Genomic DNA, 14,566 nt, shown 5'->3' on the forward strand with positions numbered 1-14,566 from the left:
CGCCTACCGGAGACTTGCCATGTCGCTCATCCATGCCGCCGCCGTGCTCGACGCGAACGCACCCGACTACGTCGTCCAGCTGCAGGCCGGCACGCACGCGCTGACCGGCGACGAAGCGCCGCGCGAAGGCGGCCAGGACCGCGGGCCGGCGCCGTACGAATTCGTGCTGGCCGGTCTCGCGCAATGCACGGCCGCGACGCTGCGCATGTACATGCAGCGCAAGACGTGGCCGGCCACGCGCATCGCCGTGCGCACCGAGCTGCATGCCGATCGCGACGGCGCGCAGTACGTGCGCCGCGTCGTGACGCTCGACGGGCCGCTCGACGATGCGCAACGCCAGCGTCTCGCGGAAATCTGCGAGAAGACGCCGGTGACGCAGTTCATCAAGCGCGGCACGCGGATCGAAACGTCATTGAACTGATACGTGCCGCAAGCGACACGCGGCATGCGATCGCCGCGTGACATGCAAAACGGGCGGGCCGCGCACGATGCGCGACCCGCCCGTTCGTCGTTGCTGCCCGGCGTTTACAGTCCGAGCGCGGACAGGTCCAGCTTGCCGCCCTTCATCGGCGGGCACCAGAAATACGCGCCCGTCAGCGGCCGCGTGAAGCGGAACAGGCCGTCGACGATCCCGTCGTCCGCGCCGCTCATCCGGCGCATCTGCACGTCGAATGCGCGGAACGAGCAGCCGAACGCGACGAAGTAGAGGCCCGCGCGGCGCGCGTCCGACCACGGCGATGAACGCCGCAGCATGAACGCCTCGGGTTCGAAGCTTTCCTGCGCGGTGCGCTTCACGTGCGCGAACTCGGGCGCGTCGTCGAGCTCCTCGTTGTCCGAGCGGCGGCGCCCGACGATGTTGTCCATGTCGCCCGACGGAATACGCTCCATCTGGTCGAAGTCGTGCAGCCACTGCTGCACGGCGACGAAGCTCGCACCGTCGAGCCCCGCGCCCTGCCCCGTCACGACCGCCGCGGCCACCGCGTCGTCGCCTTCCGGGTTCTCGGTGCCGTCCTCGTAACCGGACAGGTCGCGATCGTTCGAATAGCGGAACCCATCGACGGCATCCTGCAGCGCAAATGCCGGCGCGAGCGCGCGTTCGATCGCCCGCGCACGCAGCACGATCTCGCCGCGGTCGTCGGCGCGCAGCCAGACCCACACGTCGGCCGGCGTGGCCGGCAGCGTGCGGTCCTTCACCGCGAACGCCGGGAAGTCGGTCAGGCCCGGCACCGGACGCCCGAGGTGTGCGGCCAGCGACTGTCCGAACCCGACGACCGTGTCGCGTCCGTCGACGATCTCGCGCAGCGCGGCCAGCGCCGCTGCCACGTTGCCGTCATTCGAAATCGTGAAAGTGAGGTATCGGGCTGCCGTGTCGATCGGAGCCAGGATGCCTTGCTGAACGTCGCTCATCGTTTCCTCAGGTGTGTATCGGGGGTAAATCTGGGGTGAATCTGCGGGGCCGCACCATCGTGCGCCGTGGACGCCGAAGTGTAATCGATGCCCCTGCCGGCCCCTGCGCTGCCGCGCCGCGGAACGCCCGCGAAAGCAGGGCCGAAACCCTGAATACTAACCGTATCGACGCCGCAACGCCGCATTCGTCAGACGTTGCAGCGCGCCGTACACTGCTGATAGAATCTTTTCACGTCTTTTCGGCGTCCTTTCAACGTTCACTTCAGAGGAGGTGCAGATGTTCCGAATGCCAGCCACCTTCTCGAACGTGGTCCCACGGCGCAGCTGATCCAGCCCGCCGTCCGCGCCGGCTCCCGAGTTTTCCGCTAACCCGTCAGCCGCGCTTTTCCCGACAGCCCGTTTTTCGCTCCGCCCGCGTTTTCCGCGCGGCCCGGCTGTTGCGTTTTCGACGTTCTCCGAACCGGAAAGTCCCGTCGCGCGATGCGCCGGGCAACGATAAATGACCAGAAAAACTGCCCATCTGGGCGGCCACGCATTCCAGGCCGTCTTCGGCTTCACCCTTCGTTACTGGCGCAAGCAGCCGGCGCGCACCGCCACGGTCGCGGGCTTCGCGCTGCTCGCCGCGCTCGCGGACGTCCTCACGCCGCTGTTCGCCGGCCGCCTCGTCGATACGCTGTCGACCGGCCTGACCGACCGCGCCGCCGCGTGGCATTCGGCCCTCGTCGCGTTCGGCACGCTCGCCGCGCTCAGCCTCGGCGCGACGGTGCTGCGCCAGGGCGTGTACCTGAACATCATCACGCTCACGCTGAAGATGATGAGCGAGATCGCCGCCGCGTCGTTCCACCGCGTGCAGCGCTTCTCGACCGACTGGCACGCGAACAGCTTCGCGGGCTCGACCGTGCGCAAGATCACGCGCGGCATCTGGGCGCTCGACCTGCTGAACGACACCGTGCTGATCGCGCTGCTGCCGTCGGTCGCGATGCTGGTCGGCGCCACCGCGCTGCTCGGCACGCACTGGCCCGTGATGGGGCTCGTCGTCGGCGCGGGGTCGCTGCTGTACATCTCGGTGACGGTCGCGGTGTCGCTCGGCATCGTCGCGCCGGCCGCGCGGCTCGGCAACCTGTGGGATACGCGCATGGGCGGCGCGCTCGCCGACGCCGTGAGCTGCAATGCCGTGGTCAAGGCATTCGGCGCAGAAACGCGCGAGGAAGCGCGGCTCGCACGCGTGATCGGCAAGTGGCGGCAGCGCACGCGCCGCACGTGGGTGCGCGGCACGTTCAACGGCGGGCTGCAGGGTGCGATGCTCGTCGCGATGCAGGCCGCGATGATCGGCGTCGCACTGCGGCTGTGGGTGAACGACGAGGCGAGCGTCGGCGACATCGCGTTCGCGCTGACGATGTTCTTCATGCTGCAGGGCTACCTGCGCGACGTCGGCATGCACATCCGCAACCTGCAGCGCTCGGTGAACGACATGGAGGAACTCGTCGCGCTCGAACGCCAGCCGCTCGGCATCGACGATCGCCCCGACGCGCCGGCCATCCGGATCGGGCAAGGCGAGATCCGCTTCGAGCACGTGACGTTCCGCTACGGCAACCATCCGGTGCCGCTGTACGACGACTTCTCGATGCGCATCGCGCCGGGCGAGCGCGTGGGCCTCGTCGGCCACTCGGGATCGGGCAAGACGACGTTCATCAAGCTGATCCAGCGCCTGTACGACGTGTCGGGCGGCCGCATCACGATCGACGGCCAGGACATCGCGCGCGTGCGGCAGGATTCGCTGCGCAGCCAGATCGCGATCGTGCAGCAGGAGCCCGTGCTGTTCCACCGTACGCTGGCCGAGAACATCGCGTATGCGCGCCCCGATGCGAGCCGCGCCGACATCGAGCGCGCCGCGCGTCTCGCCAGCGCGCACGACTTCATCGCCGCACTGCCGGACGGCTATGACACGCTCGTCGGCGAACGTGGGATCAAGCTGTCGGGCGGCGAGCGCCAGCGCGTCGCGATCGCGCGTGCATTCCTCGCCGATGCACCGATCCTGATTCTCGACGAAGCGACGTCGAGCCTCGACAGCGAAAGCGAGCTGCTGATCCAGCAGGCGATGGAGCGGCTGATGGTCGGCCGCACGACGCTCGTGGTCGCGCACCGGCTATCGACCGTGCGCGCGCTCGACCGGCTGCTGGTGCTCGATCGCGGCAAGGTGATCGAGGAAGGCAACCACGACGCGCTGATCCGCATCGACGGCGGTATCTACCGCCGGCTGTTCGAGCGGCAGGCGCTGGAGCTCGCGAAGGGGCTCGCGGATACGCCTCGGCGCGTGGCGAACGATGAAGCCGGGCCGCTGGGGGAGCCGGCGGAGGCTTGACCCAAGCGTGTCGCGACACGGCCCGGCGGCGCGGTCAGCGCCGCCCGGGCCATGTCGGCGGCAATCGGTTCCGGATCGAGGCCGTGCCATGCGCACGGCCTTTTTTTGCCCGCGACACTTGCCCGGCGGCGCCGAACCGCGCGCCGCGCAAGTGTCCGCCGCCGGGATCACTTATCATGTCGGCCAGGCAATTCGCGACGAAAGGCAGACCATGTTTACAGGCATTGTTCAGGGTGTTGGCACCATCAACGCCATCAAGGATCACGGCGAACTGAGGACGTTCAGCATCGCATTCCCCGAGCGCTTCACCGACGAGATCGAGATCGGCGCCAGCGTGTCGGTCGACGGCGTCTGCCTGACGGTGACGACGATCCATTCGCCGGAGCTGATCGACTTCGACATCATGTTGCCGAGCCTGCGGATCACCACGCTGGCCGACCTCACGACCGGCGCCCGGGTCAACGTCGAGCGGGCCGCGAAGGACGGCGCGGAGATCGGCGGGCATCCGCTGTCCGGTCACGTCGATTTCCCGGGGACCATCCTGCACATCGCATCGTCCGAGCACAACCGGATGATCCGCATCGGCGTGCCTGCCGAGTTCAAGCGCTATGTGTTCGCGAAAGGCTACATCGCGATCAACGGCTGCAGCCTCACCGTGTCGGACGTCAATCGCGACGAAGGCTGGTTCGACGTCTGGCTGATTCCCGAAACGCGCCGCGCGACCACGTTCGATGCAAAGGGCGTCAACGACAAGGTCAACATCGAGATCGAGCGCAGCACCCAGGTCGTCGTCGATACGATCCGCGAATCGGTCAAGGAAACGCTCGGCGAATTGAACGGCGTCGTCACCGCGCTGCTGGCGGAAAAAGGCATCGATATCGAGGAACTGCTGGCGCGCAATGTCGCGAAGCTGCCGAAGCAGTAAAGGCTGATTACCCGCGTGCTAGGTGATCCGCTGGATCACCGAGTACCGGCCGCCGTCGGCAAACACCTCGACCCACGGCTCCGCTTCCTCGAACGTCCAGAGGACGAGATCGAGGTCGATCGGCTCGTCCCCGTCATCGGGCCACGGCATGTTCCATCCGCCCGCGACGGCCACCACGCCGCCCGTGTAGAGCGGACATTGCGCCATCCACTCGCGCTCGTAGACGTGCGCGGCCGCGCCCTTGAAGTTGCCGTTGAATCCCCAGTCGCGCTGCCAGCCGTGTGAAGCGAGGTACGCGCCGATCGCGGCGGAGCCGAAGCGGAACAGCGCGTCGACCGGCGGAAGCGATATCGCGTCGGATCGGCACAGCGGGCGGTCGGAGCGGACAGGTTGCGCGGAAATCTCCACGCGGCCGCCCGTGCCGCTTTCGTCGAGGTACACGTTCAGCCAGGTGCCGTCACGTTCGACGGAGATGCACGACGCGCCGGCGTCGACCCCATGCCAGTAGCCGGTGACGGATTCGCCGTCGTCCGCGAAGCGGTAGAGACGGCATGGCCTGGCAAGGCGTTTCGCTTCGGTCAGAAAGTCGTCCAGCGTCATCGAATGTCTCCAGGTTGACGTCCGGCATGCAGTGAACTGAAACACCGCTCGGCCGATGGGGACGGACGTTCGCCCCCGCCTCATTCCACCTCGGCCTGCGTCCCCTTCCCCACCGCCACGCGCTGCGCGCGGTAAATCCCCGCGTGCCCCGAAAACAGATAAGCGACGACACACGCGACGATCGCGTACACGCCGATGTCCGCGCCGAACAGTTCGATCGCCATGATCGTCGACGCGATCGGCGTGTTGGCCGCGCCCGCGAACACCGCGACGAACCCCAGCCCCGCGAGGACCGGCACCGGCAGCGCCAGCACCTGGCCGAGTGCGTTGCCGAGCGTCGCGCCGATGTAGAACAGCGGCGTCACTTCGCCGCCCTTGAACCCCGACGCGAGCGTGACGACCGTAAACGCGAACTTGCCCGCGAAATCGTACAGCGGCAGCGGGCCGTGAAATGCCGCTTCGATCGTCGGGATGCCGAGGCCGAGATACTGCGGCACGTTCAGCACGGTGGCTGCCGCCGCGACGAGCAGGCCGCCGAGCACCGGCTGCAGCGGCGCGTAGCGAACGACGCGCCGGAACCATGCGGTCAGCGCATGCGTCGCGAACGCGAACAGCCGCCCGACGACGCCGAACGCGACGCCCGCGACGATCGTCACGGCCAGCCCCGTCGCCGACACGGCCGGCACGAACGGAATCGCATAGGCCGCGTGATGCACGCCCCATGTGCGGCACACGACGTCCGCTACGATCGCCGACGCGACGCAGGTCAACAGCGCGTCGTACCGCACGCGCCCGATCGCGAGCACCTCGAGCCCGAACACGGCGCCCGCGAGCGGCGTGCCGAACACCGACGCGAAACCGGCCGCGATGCCGCCCATCAGCAGCACGCGGCGATGCTCGCGATCGAGGCGGAACACGTGTGTGATGCGATCGGCCAGCGCGCCGCCCATCTGCACGGCCGTGCCCTCGCGGCCGGCCGAGCCGCCGAACAGGTGGGTGACGACGGTCGCGACGAGCACGAGCGGCGCCATCCGCTTCGGCACGAGCGCCTTCGGGTCGTGGATCTCGTCGATCAGCAGGTTGTTGCCGCGCGCGACCGACTGGCCGAAACGGTGATAGATCCAGCCGGTGGCAAAACCGGCGGCCGGCAGCCCCCACAGGAGCCACGGATGCGCGACGCGCGTGCCGGTCGCCCAGTCGAGCGCGATCAGGAACAGCGCGGAAGCCGTGCCGGCGAGCGCGCCGAGCAGCGCCGAAAGCGCGAGCCAGCGGCACACGTAGCGCACGGTCGCGAGAAGATCGGAAGAAGTCGTGAAAAACATGATTTCCAGATTCGACTGAACATCAAAACCTGGGCGGCAGAATACCGCATCGACGGCCTGCGACCTCCTGACGACCCAGGAACACGCAGGCATCATCAGCCGGGCGAACCGGCGGTTGAGGGCCGCACCGCGCGCAACGCGCCGGGAACGACCGCAGGGAGGCATGCCATCTCCGCAGGCGGCCATTGTACGCGACGCCGTGCATCGCCGGCAATGCAGCCCCGGCGCGCCGTCAGTCGCGCAGCGGGCGCGTGATGCGCGAAACCAGCTGGGGGGCGATCCGCTCGAGCGGCAGGATCGCCGACGCCGCGCCGATCGCCGCGGCCGCCTTCGGCATCCCGTAGACAGCGCTGGTTGCCTCGTCCTGCGCGATCGTGTAGCAGCCCTTCGCGCGCATCGCCTTCAGCCCGAGCGCACCATCGCGCCCCATGCCCGTCAGCAGCACGCCGAGCGCGTCGCCCTGCCAGCCGTCGGCAACGCTGTTGAAGAACACGTCGATCGACGGCCGGTACGGTGTCTCGACCGGATGCTGCGTATAGCCGAGCACGCCGCGCGGCGACACGTAAAGGTGATCGTTGGTCGCCGCGAGCAGCACCTCGCCGGCCTGCGGCACGCTGCCCTGCCGCGCGACGCGCACCGGCAGCCGCGTATAGCCGTCGAGCCACTCGGCCATCCCGTACGCGAACGCCTGGTCGACGTGCTGGACGATCACGAGCGCGGCCGGGAAATCGGCCGGCAGCGCGCGCAGCAGCGCGGTGAGCGCGGTCGGCCCGCCCGCCGACGCGCCGATCGCGACGAGCGTCGGCTGGCCGCGCGCGGGCGCCGGCCCCGGCGGGACGAGCGCCGCCGTCCGGCTTTCGAGCAACCGGCCGATCTGGTCGATCTTCGCGAGCAGCGCCTGCGGCGACGCGTCGGCCGACAGCCCGAGCGCGAGCGTCGGCGTGTCGACCGCATCGAGCGCGCCGGCCCCCATCGCCTCGTACACCGACGACGTGTTCGCACTGACGCTCGCCGTCACGATCAGGATCGCGCACGGCGCGCGCGCCATGATCCTGCGCGTCGCGGCAACGCCGTCGACCTTCGGCATCACGAGATCCATCAGCACGACGTCGGGCGGATGGGCGACGCAGAAATCCACCGCCTCGTCGCCGTCGGTCGCGACCCACAGCACGCGGTGGTCCGCGCGCAGCGCGATCACGCGGCGCAGCGCCTCCACGGCCAGCGGCAGGTCGTTGACGATGCCGATGTTCATCCGCGCGCGCCTCCGATCAGGTCGTGCACGGCGTCGAGCAGCGCCTCGTCGTGGAAGCTGCTTTTCGCGAGGTAGTAGTCGGCGCCAGCATCGAGCCCGCGGCGGCGATCCTCGTCGCGATCCTTGTACGACACGATCATCACCGGCACGCGCTTGAGCATCGGGTCGCCCTTGATCAGCGTGACGAGTTCGATGCCGTCCATGCGCGGCATGTCGACGTCGGTCACGACCAGATCGAACACGTCGCTGCGCACCGCGTTCCAGCCGTCCATCCCGTCGACCGCGACCGTCACGTCGTAGCCGCGCTTTTCCAGCAGCTTGCGTTCGAGCTCGCGCACCGTCAGCGAATCGTCGACGACGAGCACGCGGCGGCGGCGATCGGCGAGCGCGAGCTGCGGGTCGCGCGTGAGCCGCGCAAGCTGCCCGCCGCGCACGAGCTTGTCGACCGAGCGGATCAGGTCCTCGACGTCGACGATCAGTACCGGATCGCCGTTCTCGAGCAGCGCGCCGGCCGCGATGTTCTGGATCTTGTGCAGGCGACTGTCGAGCGGCTGCACGACGAGCATCCGCTCGCCGAGGAAGCGGTCGACCGCGACGCCGTACAGCTCGGGCTCGGCACCGACGACCACGACGGCCGTGCTGGTGCGCGTGGCGTCGGGCTCGCCCGCGTCGAGCAGCTGGTGCGCGGCGACCAGGCCCGCGCGCCGGCCGTCGAACGGAAAATGCGGCTGCCCTTCGAGCACGTCGATGTCGGCATGCGCGAGTTCGAGCGTGCGGCGCACGTGCGCGAGCGGGAACGCATACGGCTCGCCGCCGACTTCGACGAGCAGGCTGCGGATCACCGACAGCGTGAGCGGCAGCTGCAGCACGAAGCGCATGCCCGCGCCCGGCTCGTTGAAGATCCGCACCGCGCCGCGCACGCCGCGCACCATCTCCTGCACCGCGTCGAGGCCGACGCCGCGCCCCGACACGTCGGTCACCGCATCGCGCATCGAGAAGCCCGGCAGCAGCAGGAATTCGAGCAGCTCGGGGTCGGACAGCCGCGCGGCGGTCTCGTCGTCGGTCAGGCGCTGGCGCACGACGGCCGCGCGCAGCGCGTCCATGTCGACGCCCGGCCCGTCGTCGATCACGCTGACGAGCAGCGAGCCGGCGCTGTGGCGTGCCTCCAGCGTCACGCTGGCCTCGGCTGGCTTGCCGCGCGCGCGCCGCGCGTCGGGCGAATCGACGCCGTGGTCGATCGCGTTGCGCAGCAGATGGCCGAGCGGCGCGTCGAGCAGGTCGAGGATGTCGCGATCGACCTGCGTGCCCTCGCCGACGATCGAGAAGCGCACCTGCTTGCCGAGCGAGCGCGCGAGATCGCGGACGATGCGCGGATACGCGCGCGTCGCGTCGCCGAACGGCCGCATCCGGCACTGCAGCGCCTCGTCGTACAGCTGCTCGGCGATATGCGTGCTGCGCCGCTCGAAGCGGTCGAATTCGTCCATGCGCTCGGCCAGCGAACGCTGCAGATCGTTGAGCATGTGCCGCACTTCGTTCATCGACGCGAGCATGCCGGCATCGAGCTCATCGGCGAATTGTTCGACCATCAGGTCGAGCGAACGGGCCGCGTCGCGCTGCGCACGCTTCACGCGCAGCATCGACTCGGCGAACGGCTTGAGCCAGCGCGATTCGACCAGCGATTCGCCCGACAGGCTCAGCAGCCGGTTCAGCGTATCGGCACGCACGCGGCGCATCGCGCCGGCACCGGCCACGCGGCCGGCCTGCGCCGGATCGGGCACCGCGCCCGACACGGCGAGCGGCGGCACCGCGGCGCTCGCGCCGACCGGCTCGTTCGCGGCACCGTCGTGGTCGCGATACGGCATGACCGACGGCGGCGCCGGCGGCGGCATCGCGGCAGGCGCCTGCATCGTCTGTGCGCCGTCGGCGCCCGTCAGCGCGGCCGCGAACACGTCGATCTCGGTCGGCGTCACGGGCTGCGCCTGCGGATCACCGACGCGCACCAGCAAATCGACGCCGGCGAGCAGCACGTCGACGTGCGTGGCCGTCAGCGAGATCGTGCCGGCCTGCGCGGCGACGAAGCATTCCTCCATCCGCCCCGCGATGTCGACGCCGAGCGGCACGCCGACGATGCGCGCGGCGCCCTTCAGCGAATGCGCGGCGCGCATGCAGGCTTCGAGCGCGACGGAGTCGGGCTCGCCCGATTCGAGCGCGAGCAGCCGCTCGGACAGCGCCTGGGTCTGCGTGCGCGTCTCCTCGCGATACAGCTCGAGCAGCGACAGGTGGCTCAGGTCGTCATCGCCGCTCATCGCATGCTCCGTGTCACGGCGTCGAACAGCCGATCGTCGTCGAGCAGGCCCACCGACTTGCCGCGCCACGACAGTACGCCGCGCGACAGGCCGGCGCTCGCACGCCCGACGGTCGCCGGCACCGGCACCCAGTCGGATGCGCCGAAGCGCAGCACGCCCTCGACTTCGTCGACCGGAAACACGACCGGTTCACCCTGGTGCGCAGCGACCAGCAGCCGCGTGAAACGGCCGTCGCCATCGCGGTTGCCGCCCTTGCCTGCATCGAGCCCGAGCAGCGCGCCGATCGAGATCGCGATGCGCAGCGTGCCGCGAATGTTGACCACACCGCGCACGGCCGAATTGCGGCGATGCGGCAGCGAATGAATCGGGCGCGTGCCGGCGATCTCGCGCAGCACGCCGATCGGCAGCGCGAGCCATTCGTCGGCCACGCGGAACGCCAGCGCCGCATGATGCGTGTCGCCGTCGTCGCCGCCCGCGTGCGTGACGCCGAACGCGCCGATCCGGCGCGTCGCGTCGGCCCGCTCGGCGGCGTCGAGCGGACGCTCGAGCAGCTTCGCCGCGTGATATGCGTAGACCGGGCAGTTCAGGCAGCGCAGGCAGTCGTTCAGCCGCTCGCACGAGCGGTCGCCGCGCGTGCCGATCCGGTTCCAGCAATCGTCGACGTCGATCGTCGTATCGTCAATGGCAGCGGCGGCGCGGTTCATGAGTTTCTCTGGTCATCGCGGTGTCGGTCCCGTTCCCGTCATCGTGTCAGCCGGCCGAGCGCCGTGCGCGCTCGAGCAGCCATTGCGCCCCCGCGCGATCGCCGCCGACGTCGAGCAGCGTCGCGAGATGGGTCAGCGCTTCGTGGTGCGTGGGTCGCAGGTACAGCGCCTTCCGGTAGAAGTCGCCCGCTTCCGCGGCGCGCCCGCGCGCATCCGCGATCAATCCGTTCAGGTAGAACGCGTCGGCATGCGGCCCGACGCGCGCCGAAAACTGCGCGAGCACGCGCTCGGCTTCGTCGAATGCGCCCGCGTTCGCGAGCGCCTGTGCATCCTCGAGCGTCGGCGCGAGGCCTTCGGCAACCGGCGCGGCCGCGTCGGCCGTCGCGACCGGCAGGTCGGCCCGTGCGTCGAAGGCGGCCGTGTTCACGGCCGGCGGCGGCACCGCGATCGGCTGCCCCGCGTCGCCACGCCAGGCCGGCGGCGCGACGGCCAGCACCGGGCGCGTCGCCGCGAGCGGCGCGACCGTGAGGCGCTCCGCATGCCGGTACGGCGCCGCCGCCGACAGCGGCGGCGCCGACCGGGCCGCGCCCGCATCGGCCGCCGTGCAGGCCGGCTCACGATGAAACGCGAACGCCAGCGGCACGCGCGCCGAGCGCATCCCGTGCCGCATCGCGACGCCCGTTTCGGCCGGCCCGACGAACAGCATGCCGTCGTCGACGAGCAACGCGTCGAGCGAGCGGATCACGCGATCCTGCGCGTCGCGGTCGAAGTAGATCAGCACGTTGCGGCAGAACACGAAATCGTAGCGGATACCCGTATCCGCGGCCGGTTCGACGAGGTTCGCGTGACGGAACTGCACGCATGCGCGCACGCGCTCGTCGAGCAGCCAGCCGTCGCTCGCCGGCGTGAAGTACCGTGACCGAAACTCGGTGGCCGTCCCGCGAAACGCGTTGCGCCCGTAACAGCCGAGCCGCGCCTGTTCGATCGCGCGCGCACTGAGATCGATCGCATCGATCGCGAAGCTGGCCGGGTCGAGCCCCGCGTCGAGCAGCGCCATCGCCGCCGAATACGGCTCCTCGCCCGTCGAGCACGGCGCGCTCAGCACGCGGATCACGCGGCCGGGCATCGCGGCAAGCCGCTCGGTCGCGAGCCGCGCGAGCGTCGCGAACGCCTCGCGGTCGCGGAAGAACCACGTCTCGGGCACGACGAACAGCTCGATCAGCGCACGCCTCTCGTCGGCCGATGCGTTCAGCTGCTGCCAGTACGCGTCGAGCGCTTCCGGCGTGACGGGCGGCCGCGCCGCCGACGGCAGGCGCTCGCCGTCCGCCTGCAGCGTATGCACGCGCTCCGTCAGCGCCCGCGTCAGGAAATCGTTGCCGAGCGAATCGGAGTCGATGCCGGTCTCGCGCAACAGCCAGCCGCGAAATCGCGATTCGGACGCTTTCATGCGAATTCCCCCCCGTGGCCCGTCAGGCCGTCGAACAGATACAGGCGCGCGACATCGTCGACCAGGTCGGACACCGACACCTGCTGCACGACGCCGTCAGGCGTATTCGCGACGTGCCCGAGCCAGCGCGTGCGCGCGGTCGAGATGCCGCTTGCGTGGAACGCCGCGCGGTCGATCCGCATCGTCTGCGTCGCACGTTCGACGATCAGGCCGAGCGTGCGCTCGACGCCCGTGTCGCCCGCGCGGTAGCGGACCATCACAAGCCGCGTCGAGCGCAGCGCATGCGCGCGCCGGCCGAGCGCCAGCATCGGCACGTCGATCACCGGCACCGGCTGGCCGCCGCGCATCAGCAGTCCGGCGATCCAGTCGGGTGCGCCGGGCACGGCCTTCGTGTCCGCGAGCGGCAGCACCTCGTCGATGCCGGCCGCGTCGAGCGCATAGCGCTCGCCGTCGAGCTCGAACATCAGGAACAGCGCATGCGCGCCGTTCTGCGGATCGGCGCGCGTCACGCGTCGACCTTGAAGCGCGACACGCTGGTACGCAACTGGTTCGCCACCAGCGTCAGGTCGTCGATCGCCTGCGACGACTGGCGCAGCGACTCGGCCGTCTGCTGCGCGGCCTCCGACAGCTGCGACAGCGCCTGCGTGATCTGCTCGGCGCCGTTCGCCTGCGTCTGCATCCCTTCGTTGACCATCTGGAAGCGCGGCGCGAGCGTCTGCACCTCGGCGATGATCTGCGACAGCTGCCCGCCGACCTGCTGCACGTCGAGCATCCCGCGGCGCACTTCCTCGGAGAACTTGTCCATGCCCATCACGCCCGCCGACACGGCCGACTGGATTTCCTTCACCGTCTGCTCGATGTCGTAGGTCGCGACGGCCGTCTGGTCGGCCAGGCGGCGGATCTCGGTCGCGACGACCGCGAAGCCGCGGCCGTACTCGCCGGCCTTCTCGGCCTCGATCGCCGCGTTCAGCGACAGCAGGTTGGTCTGGTCGGCCACCTTGGTGATCGTCGCGACCACCTGGTTGATGTTCAGCGCCTTCTCGTTGAGGATCGCGAGCTTCGCGTTCACCGAGCCGGCCGCGTCCATCACGCTGCGCATCGTCTCGCCCATCCGCGTGAGCCCGCTCTGGCTCACGCCCGCGAGCGTCGCCGACTGCTCGGCCACGCCGGCCACCTCGTTCATCGTGCGCAGCAGGTCGCGCGATGTCGCGAAGATCTCGCGCGAGGTCGCGCCGATCTCGGTCGTCGTCGCAGCGGTTTCGTTCGCGGTCGCCTGTTGCTCGCGCGAGGTGGCCGCGATCTCGGCCACTGACGTCGTCACCTGCAGCGACGACTGCTGCGCGCGCGCGACGAGTTCGGTCAGCTCGTCGGCCATCCGGTTGAAGCCCGTCTCGAGCGTGCCGAATTCGTCGCGGCGGCGCAGGTCGAGGCGGCGCGTGAGGTTGCCGGTACGCATCACGTCGTGCACTTCGACGAGCCGCGCCATCGGGACCGTGACCGAACGGTACAGCAGGTAGCCGAGCCCGAGCGCGGACAGCAGCATGATCGTCAGCGCGCCGACGAGCACGACTTCCGTGTCCTGCACGGATTCGCGGATCAGCCTCGCGGACTGGTCGGCGAACTTGCGGTTCTCCTGGACCATGATGTTCGCGTCCTGCACGACCTCGGTCCAGCCCGGCAACACCTTCGCGTAGGCGGCGATCGCTTCGTCGCGCGAGCCGTGGTGCTTCTGGACCGCGTCGGTCAACAGCGGCAGGTAGCGATCGTATGCGCCGCGAAACGTCGCAAACCGCGCGCGGTCGTCGTCGCGGAAGATCGATGCCTGGTAGTCGACCGACAGCGACTCGACCTGCTTCGTCGCGTCCGTGATCTTCGCGAGATCGCGCTGCGCGGCGTCGGGATCGGTCTCGACAAAGGTCGCCTGCTGCAGCATGACGAACGTTTCGTTGACCGCTGCGCGCAGCGACGACGCGAGGTAGACGCCGGGCAGCGAGTCACGCTCGATGCTGACGGCTTCGGCATTGATCGCGCGCAGTCGCTCGTACGACACGCCGGCTGTCACCAGCATCAGCACGAACAGCACGCCGAAGCTGAGCAGGATGCGATTACCGAGCGTCAGCCGGGCGGCGCCGATCGTCGGATGCAGGCTTTCATTGGTCGCGCGAGGCGTCACGGTGGCCATGTTCGTTATGGGCTTTCTAAAATCAGCGTTGAAAAAATCCGCGCCCGCCTGCGCGCCGA

Annotated in this window: 12 protein-coding genes and 1 riboswitch; of the genes, 3 read left to right on the forward strand and 9 right to left on the reverse strand. The window is 69.6% G+C overall.

Annotation, left to right across the window (positions count from 1 at the left end; translation table 11 throughout):
- The first annotated feature begins 19 nt into the window (after window positions 1-19).
- The gene (locus tag AC5LXX_RS26770; RefSeq protein WP_493411655.1) at window positions 20-421 is read left to right on the forward strand and encodes an OsmC family protein; all 402 of its coding nucleotides are present in this window, start codon (window positions 20-22) and stop codon (window positions 419-421) included.
- Between the two features lie 104 nt (window positions 422-525).
- Here the strand turns inward: AC5LXX_RS26770 and AC5LXX_RS26775 are convergent, their stop codons facing one another.
- The gene (locus AC5LXX_RS26775; RefSeq protein WP_493411656.1) at window positions 526-1,407 is read right to left on the reverse strand and encodes a Dyp-type peroxidase; all 882 of its coding nucleotides are present in this window, start codon (window positions 1,405-1,407) and stop codon (window positions 526-528) included.
- Window positions 1,408-1,906: 499 nt separating this feature from the next.
- Here AC5LXX_RS26775 and AC5LXX_RS26780 point away from each other — a divergent pair, with 499 nt between their 5' ends.
- Both AC5LXX_RS26780 and AC5LXX_RS26785 read left to right on the forward strand, forming a co-directional pair.
- Window positions 1,907-3,769 (forward strand): ABC transporter ATP-binding protein, encoded by a 1,863-nt coding sequence (locus tag AC5LXX_RS26780; protein WP_493411657.1) that lies wholly within the window; start codon window positions 1,907-1,909, stop codon window positions 3,767-3,769.
- 211 nt (window positions 3,770-3,980) lie between these two features.
- Window positions 3,981-4,694, forward strand: a complete 714-nt coding sequence (locus AC5LXX_RS26785) for a riboflavin synthase subunit alpha (RefSeq protein WP_493413422.1) — start codon at window positions 3,981-3,983, stop codon at window positions 4,692-4,694.
- 18 nt (window positions 4,695-4,712) lie between these two features.
- Here the strand turns inward: AC5LXX_RS26785 and AC5LXX_RS26790 are convergent, their stop codons facing one another.
- The 8 genes from AC5LXX_RS26790 to AC5LXX_RS26825 form a co-directional block, all read right to left on the reverse strand.
- Entirely contained in the window at window positions 4,713-5,294 is a 582-nt protein-coding gene (locus tag AC5LXX_RS26790) for a hypothetical protein (protein ID WP_493411658.1), read from the reverse strand.
- 80 nt (window positions 5,295-5,374) lie between these two features.
- On the reverse strand, window positions 5,375-6,616 hold the full coding sequence (locus AC5LXX_RS26795) for a voltage-gated chloride channel family protein (protein ID WP_493411659.1): 1,242 nt from the start codon (window positions 6,614-6,616) through the stop codon (window positions 5,375-5,377).
- Window positions 6,617-6,695: 79 nt separating this feature from the next.
- Window positions 6,696-6,799, reverse strand: a riboswitch (Fluoride riboswitch).
- Window positions 6,800-6,848: 49 nt separating this feature from the next.
- Window positions 6,849-7,868 (reverse strand): chemotaxis response regulator protein-glutamate methylesterase, encoded by a 1,020-nt coding sequence (locus AC5LXX_RS26800; protein WP_493411660.1) that lies wholly within the window; start codon window positions 7,866-7,868, stop codon window positions 6,849-6,851.
- Entirely contained in the window at window positions 7,865-10,174 is a 2,310-nt protein-coding gene (locus AC5LXX_RS26805; RefSeq protein WP_493411661.1) for a hybrid sensor histidine kinase/response regulator, read from the reverse strand. The genes AC5LXX_RS26800 and AC5LXX_RS26805 overlap by 4 nt, the downstream gene beginning before the upstream one ends.
- Window positions 10,171-10,878: a chemotaxis protein CheW gene (locus AC5LXX_RS26810; RefSeq protein WP_493411662.1), complete on the reverse strand. Its 708-nt coding sequence runs from the start codon at window positions 10,876-10,878 to the stop codon at window positions 10,171-10,173. The genes AC5LXX_RS26805 and AC5LXX_RS26810 overlap by 4 nt, the downstream gene beginning before the upstream one ends.
- Window positions 10,879-10,924: 46 nt before the next feature.
- Window positions 10,925-12,325, reverse strand: coding sequence for a CheR family methyltransferase (locus AC5LXX_RS26815; RefSeq protein WP_493411663.1), 1,401 nt, complete (start codon window positions 12,323-12,325; stop codon window positions 10,925-10,927).
- Window positions 12,322-12,834, reverse strand: a complete 513-nt coding sequence (locus AC5LXX_RS26820) for a chemotaxis protein CheW (protein WP_493411664.1) — start codon at window positions 12,832-12,834, stop codon at window positions 12,322-12,324. The genes AC5LXX_RS26815 and AC5LXX_RS26820 overlap by 4 nt, the downstream gene beginning before the upstream one ends.
- Window positions 12,831-14,507: a methyl-accepting chemotaxis protein gene (locus AC5LXX_RS26825; RefSeq protein ID WP_493411665.1), complete on the reverse strand. Its 1,677-nt coding sequence runs from the start codon at window positions 14,505-14,507 to the stop codon at window positions 12,831-12,833. Before AC5LXX_RS26825 ends, AC5LXX_RS26820 begins: the two co-directional genes overlap by 4 nt.
- Between the last annotated feature and the right edge of the window lie 59 nt (window positions 14,508-14,566).

It is taken from the genome of Burkholderia torrens, from assembly GCF_984668525.1.

Excerpts from the sequence above, each read along its gene's own strand:
- AC5LXX_RS26815 (WP_493411663.1), bottom strand. The coding sequence starts at position 12,325 with ATGAAAGCGTCCGAATCGCGATTTCGCGGCTGGCTGTTGCGCGAGACC.
- AC5LXX_RS26780 (WP_493411657.1), top strand. The coding sequence starts at position 1,907 with ATGACCAGAAAAACTGCCCATCTGGGCGGCCACGCATTCCAGGCCGTC.
- AC5LXX_RS26775 (WP_493411656.1), bottom strand. The coding sequence starts at position 1,407 with ATGAGCGACGTTCAGCAAGGCATCCTGGCTCCGATCGACACGGCAGCC.
- AC5LXX_RS26810 (WP_493411662.1), bottom strand. The coding sequence starts at position 10,878 with ATGAACCGCGCCGCCGCTGCCATTGACGATACGACGATCGACGTCGAC.
- AC5LXX_RS26785 (WP_493413422.1), top strand. The coding sequence starts at position 3,981 with ATGTTTACAGGCATTGTTCAGGGTGTTGGCACCATCAACGCCATCAAG.
- AC5LXX_RS26770 (WP_493411655.1), top strand. The coding sequence starts at position 20 with ATGTCGCTCATCCATGCCGCCGCCGTGCTCGACGCGAACGCACCCGAC.
- AC5LXX_RS26825 (WP_493411665.1), bottom strand. The coding sequence starts at position 14,507 with ATGGCCACCGTGACGCCTCGCGCGACCAATGAAAGCCTGCATCCGACG.
- AC5LXX_RS26805 (WP_493411661.1), bottom strand. The coding sequence starts at position 10,174 with ATGAGCGGCGATGACGACCTGAGCCACCTGTCGCTGCTCGAGCTGTAT.
- AC5LXX_RS26790 (WP_493411658.1), bottom strand. The coding sequence starts at position 5,294 with ATGACGCTGGACGACTTTCTGACCGAAGCGAAACGCCTTGCCAGGCCA.
- AC5LXX_RS26795 (WP_493411659.1), bottom strand. The coding sequence starts at position 6,616 with ATGTTTTTCACGACTTCTTCCGATCTTCTCGCGACCGTGCGCTACGTG.
- AC5LXX_RS26800 (WP_493411660.1), bottom strand. The coding sequence starts at position 7,868 with ATGAACATCGGCATCGTCAACGACCTGCCGCTGGCCGTGGAGGCGCTG.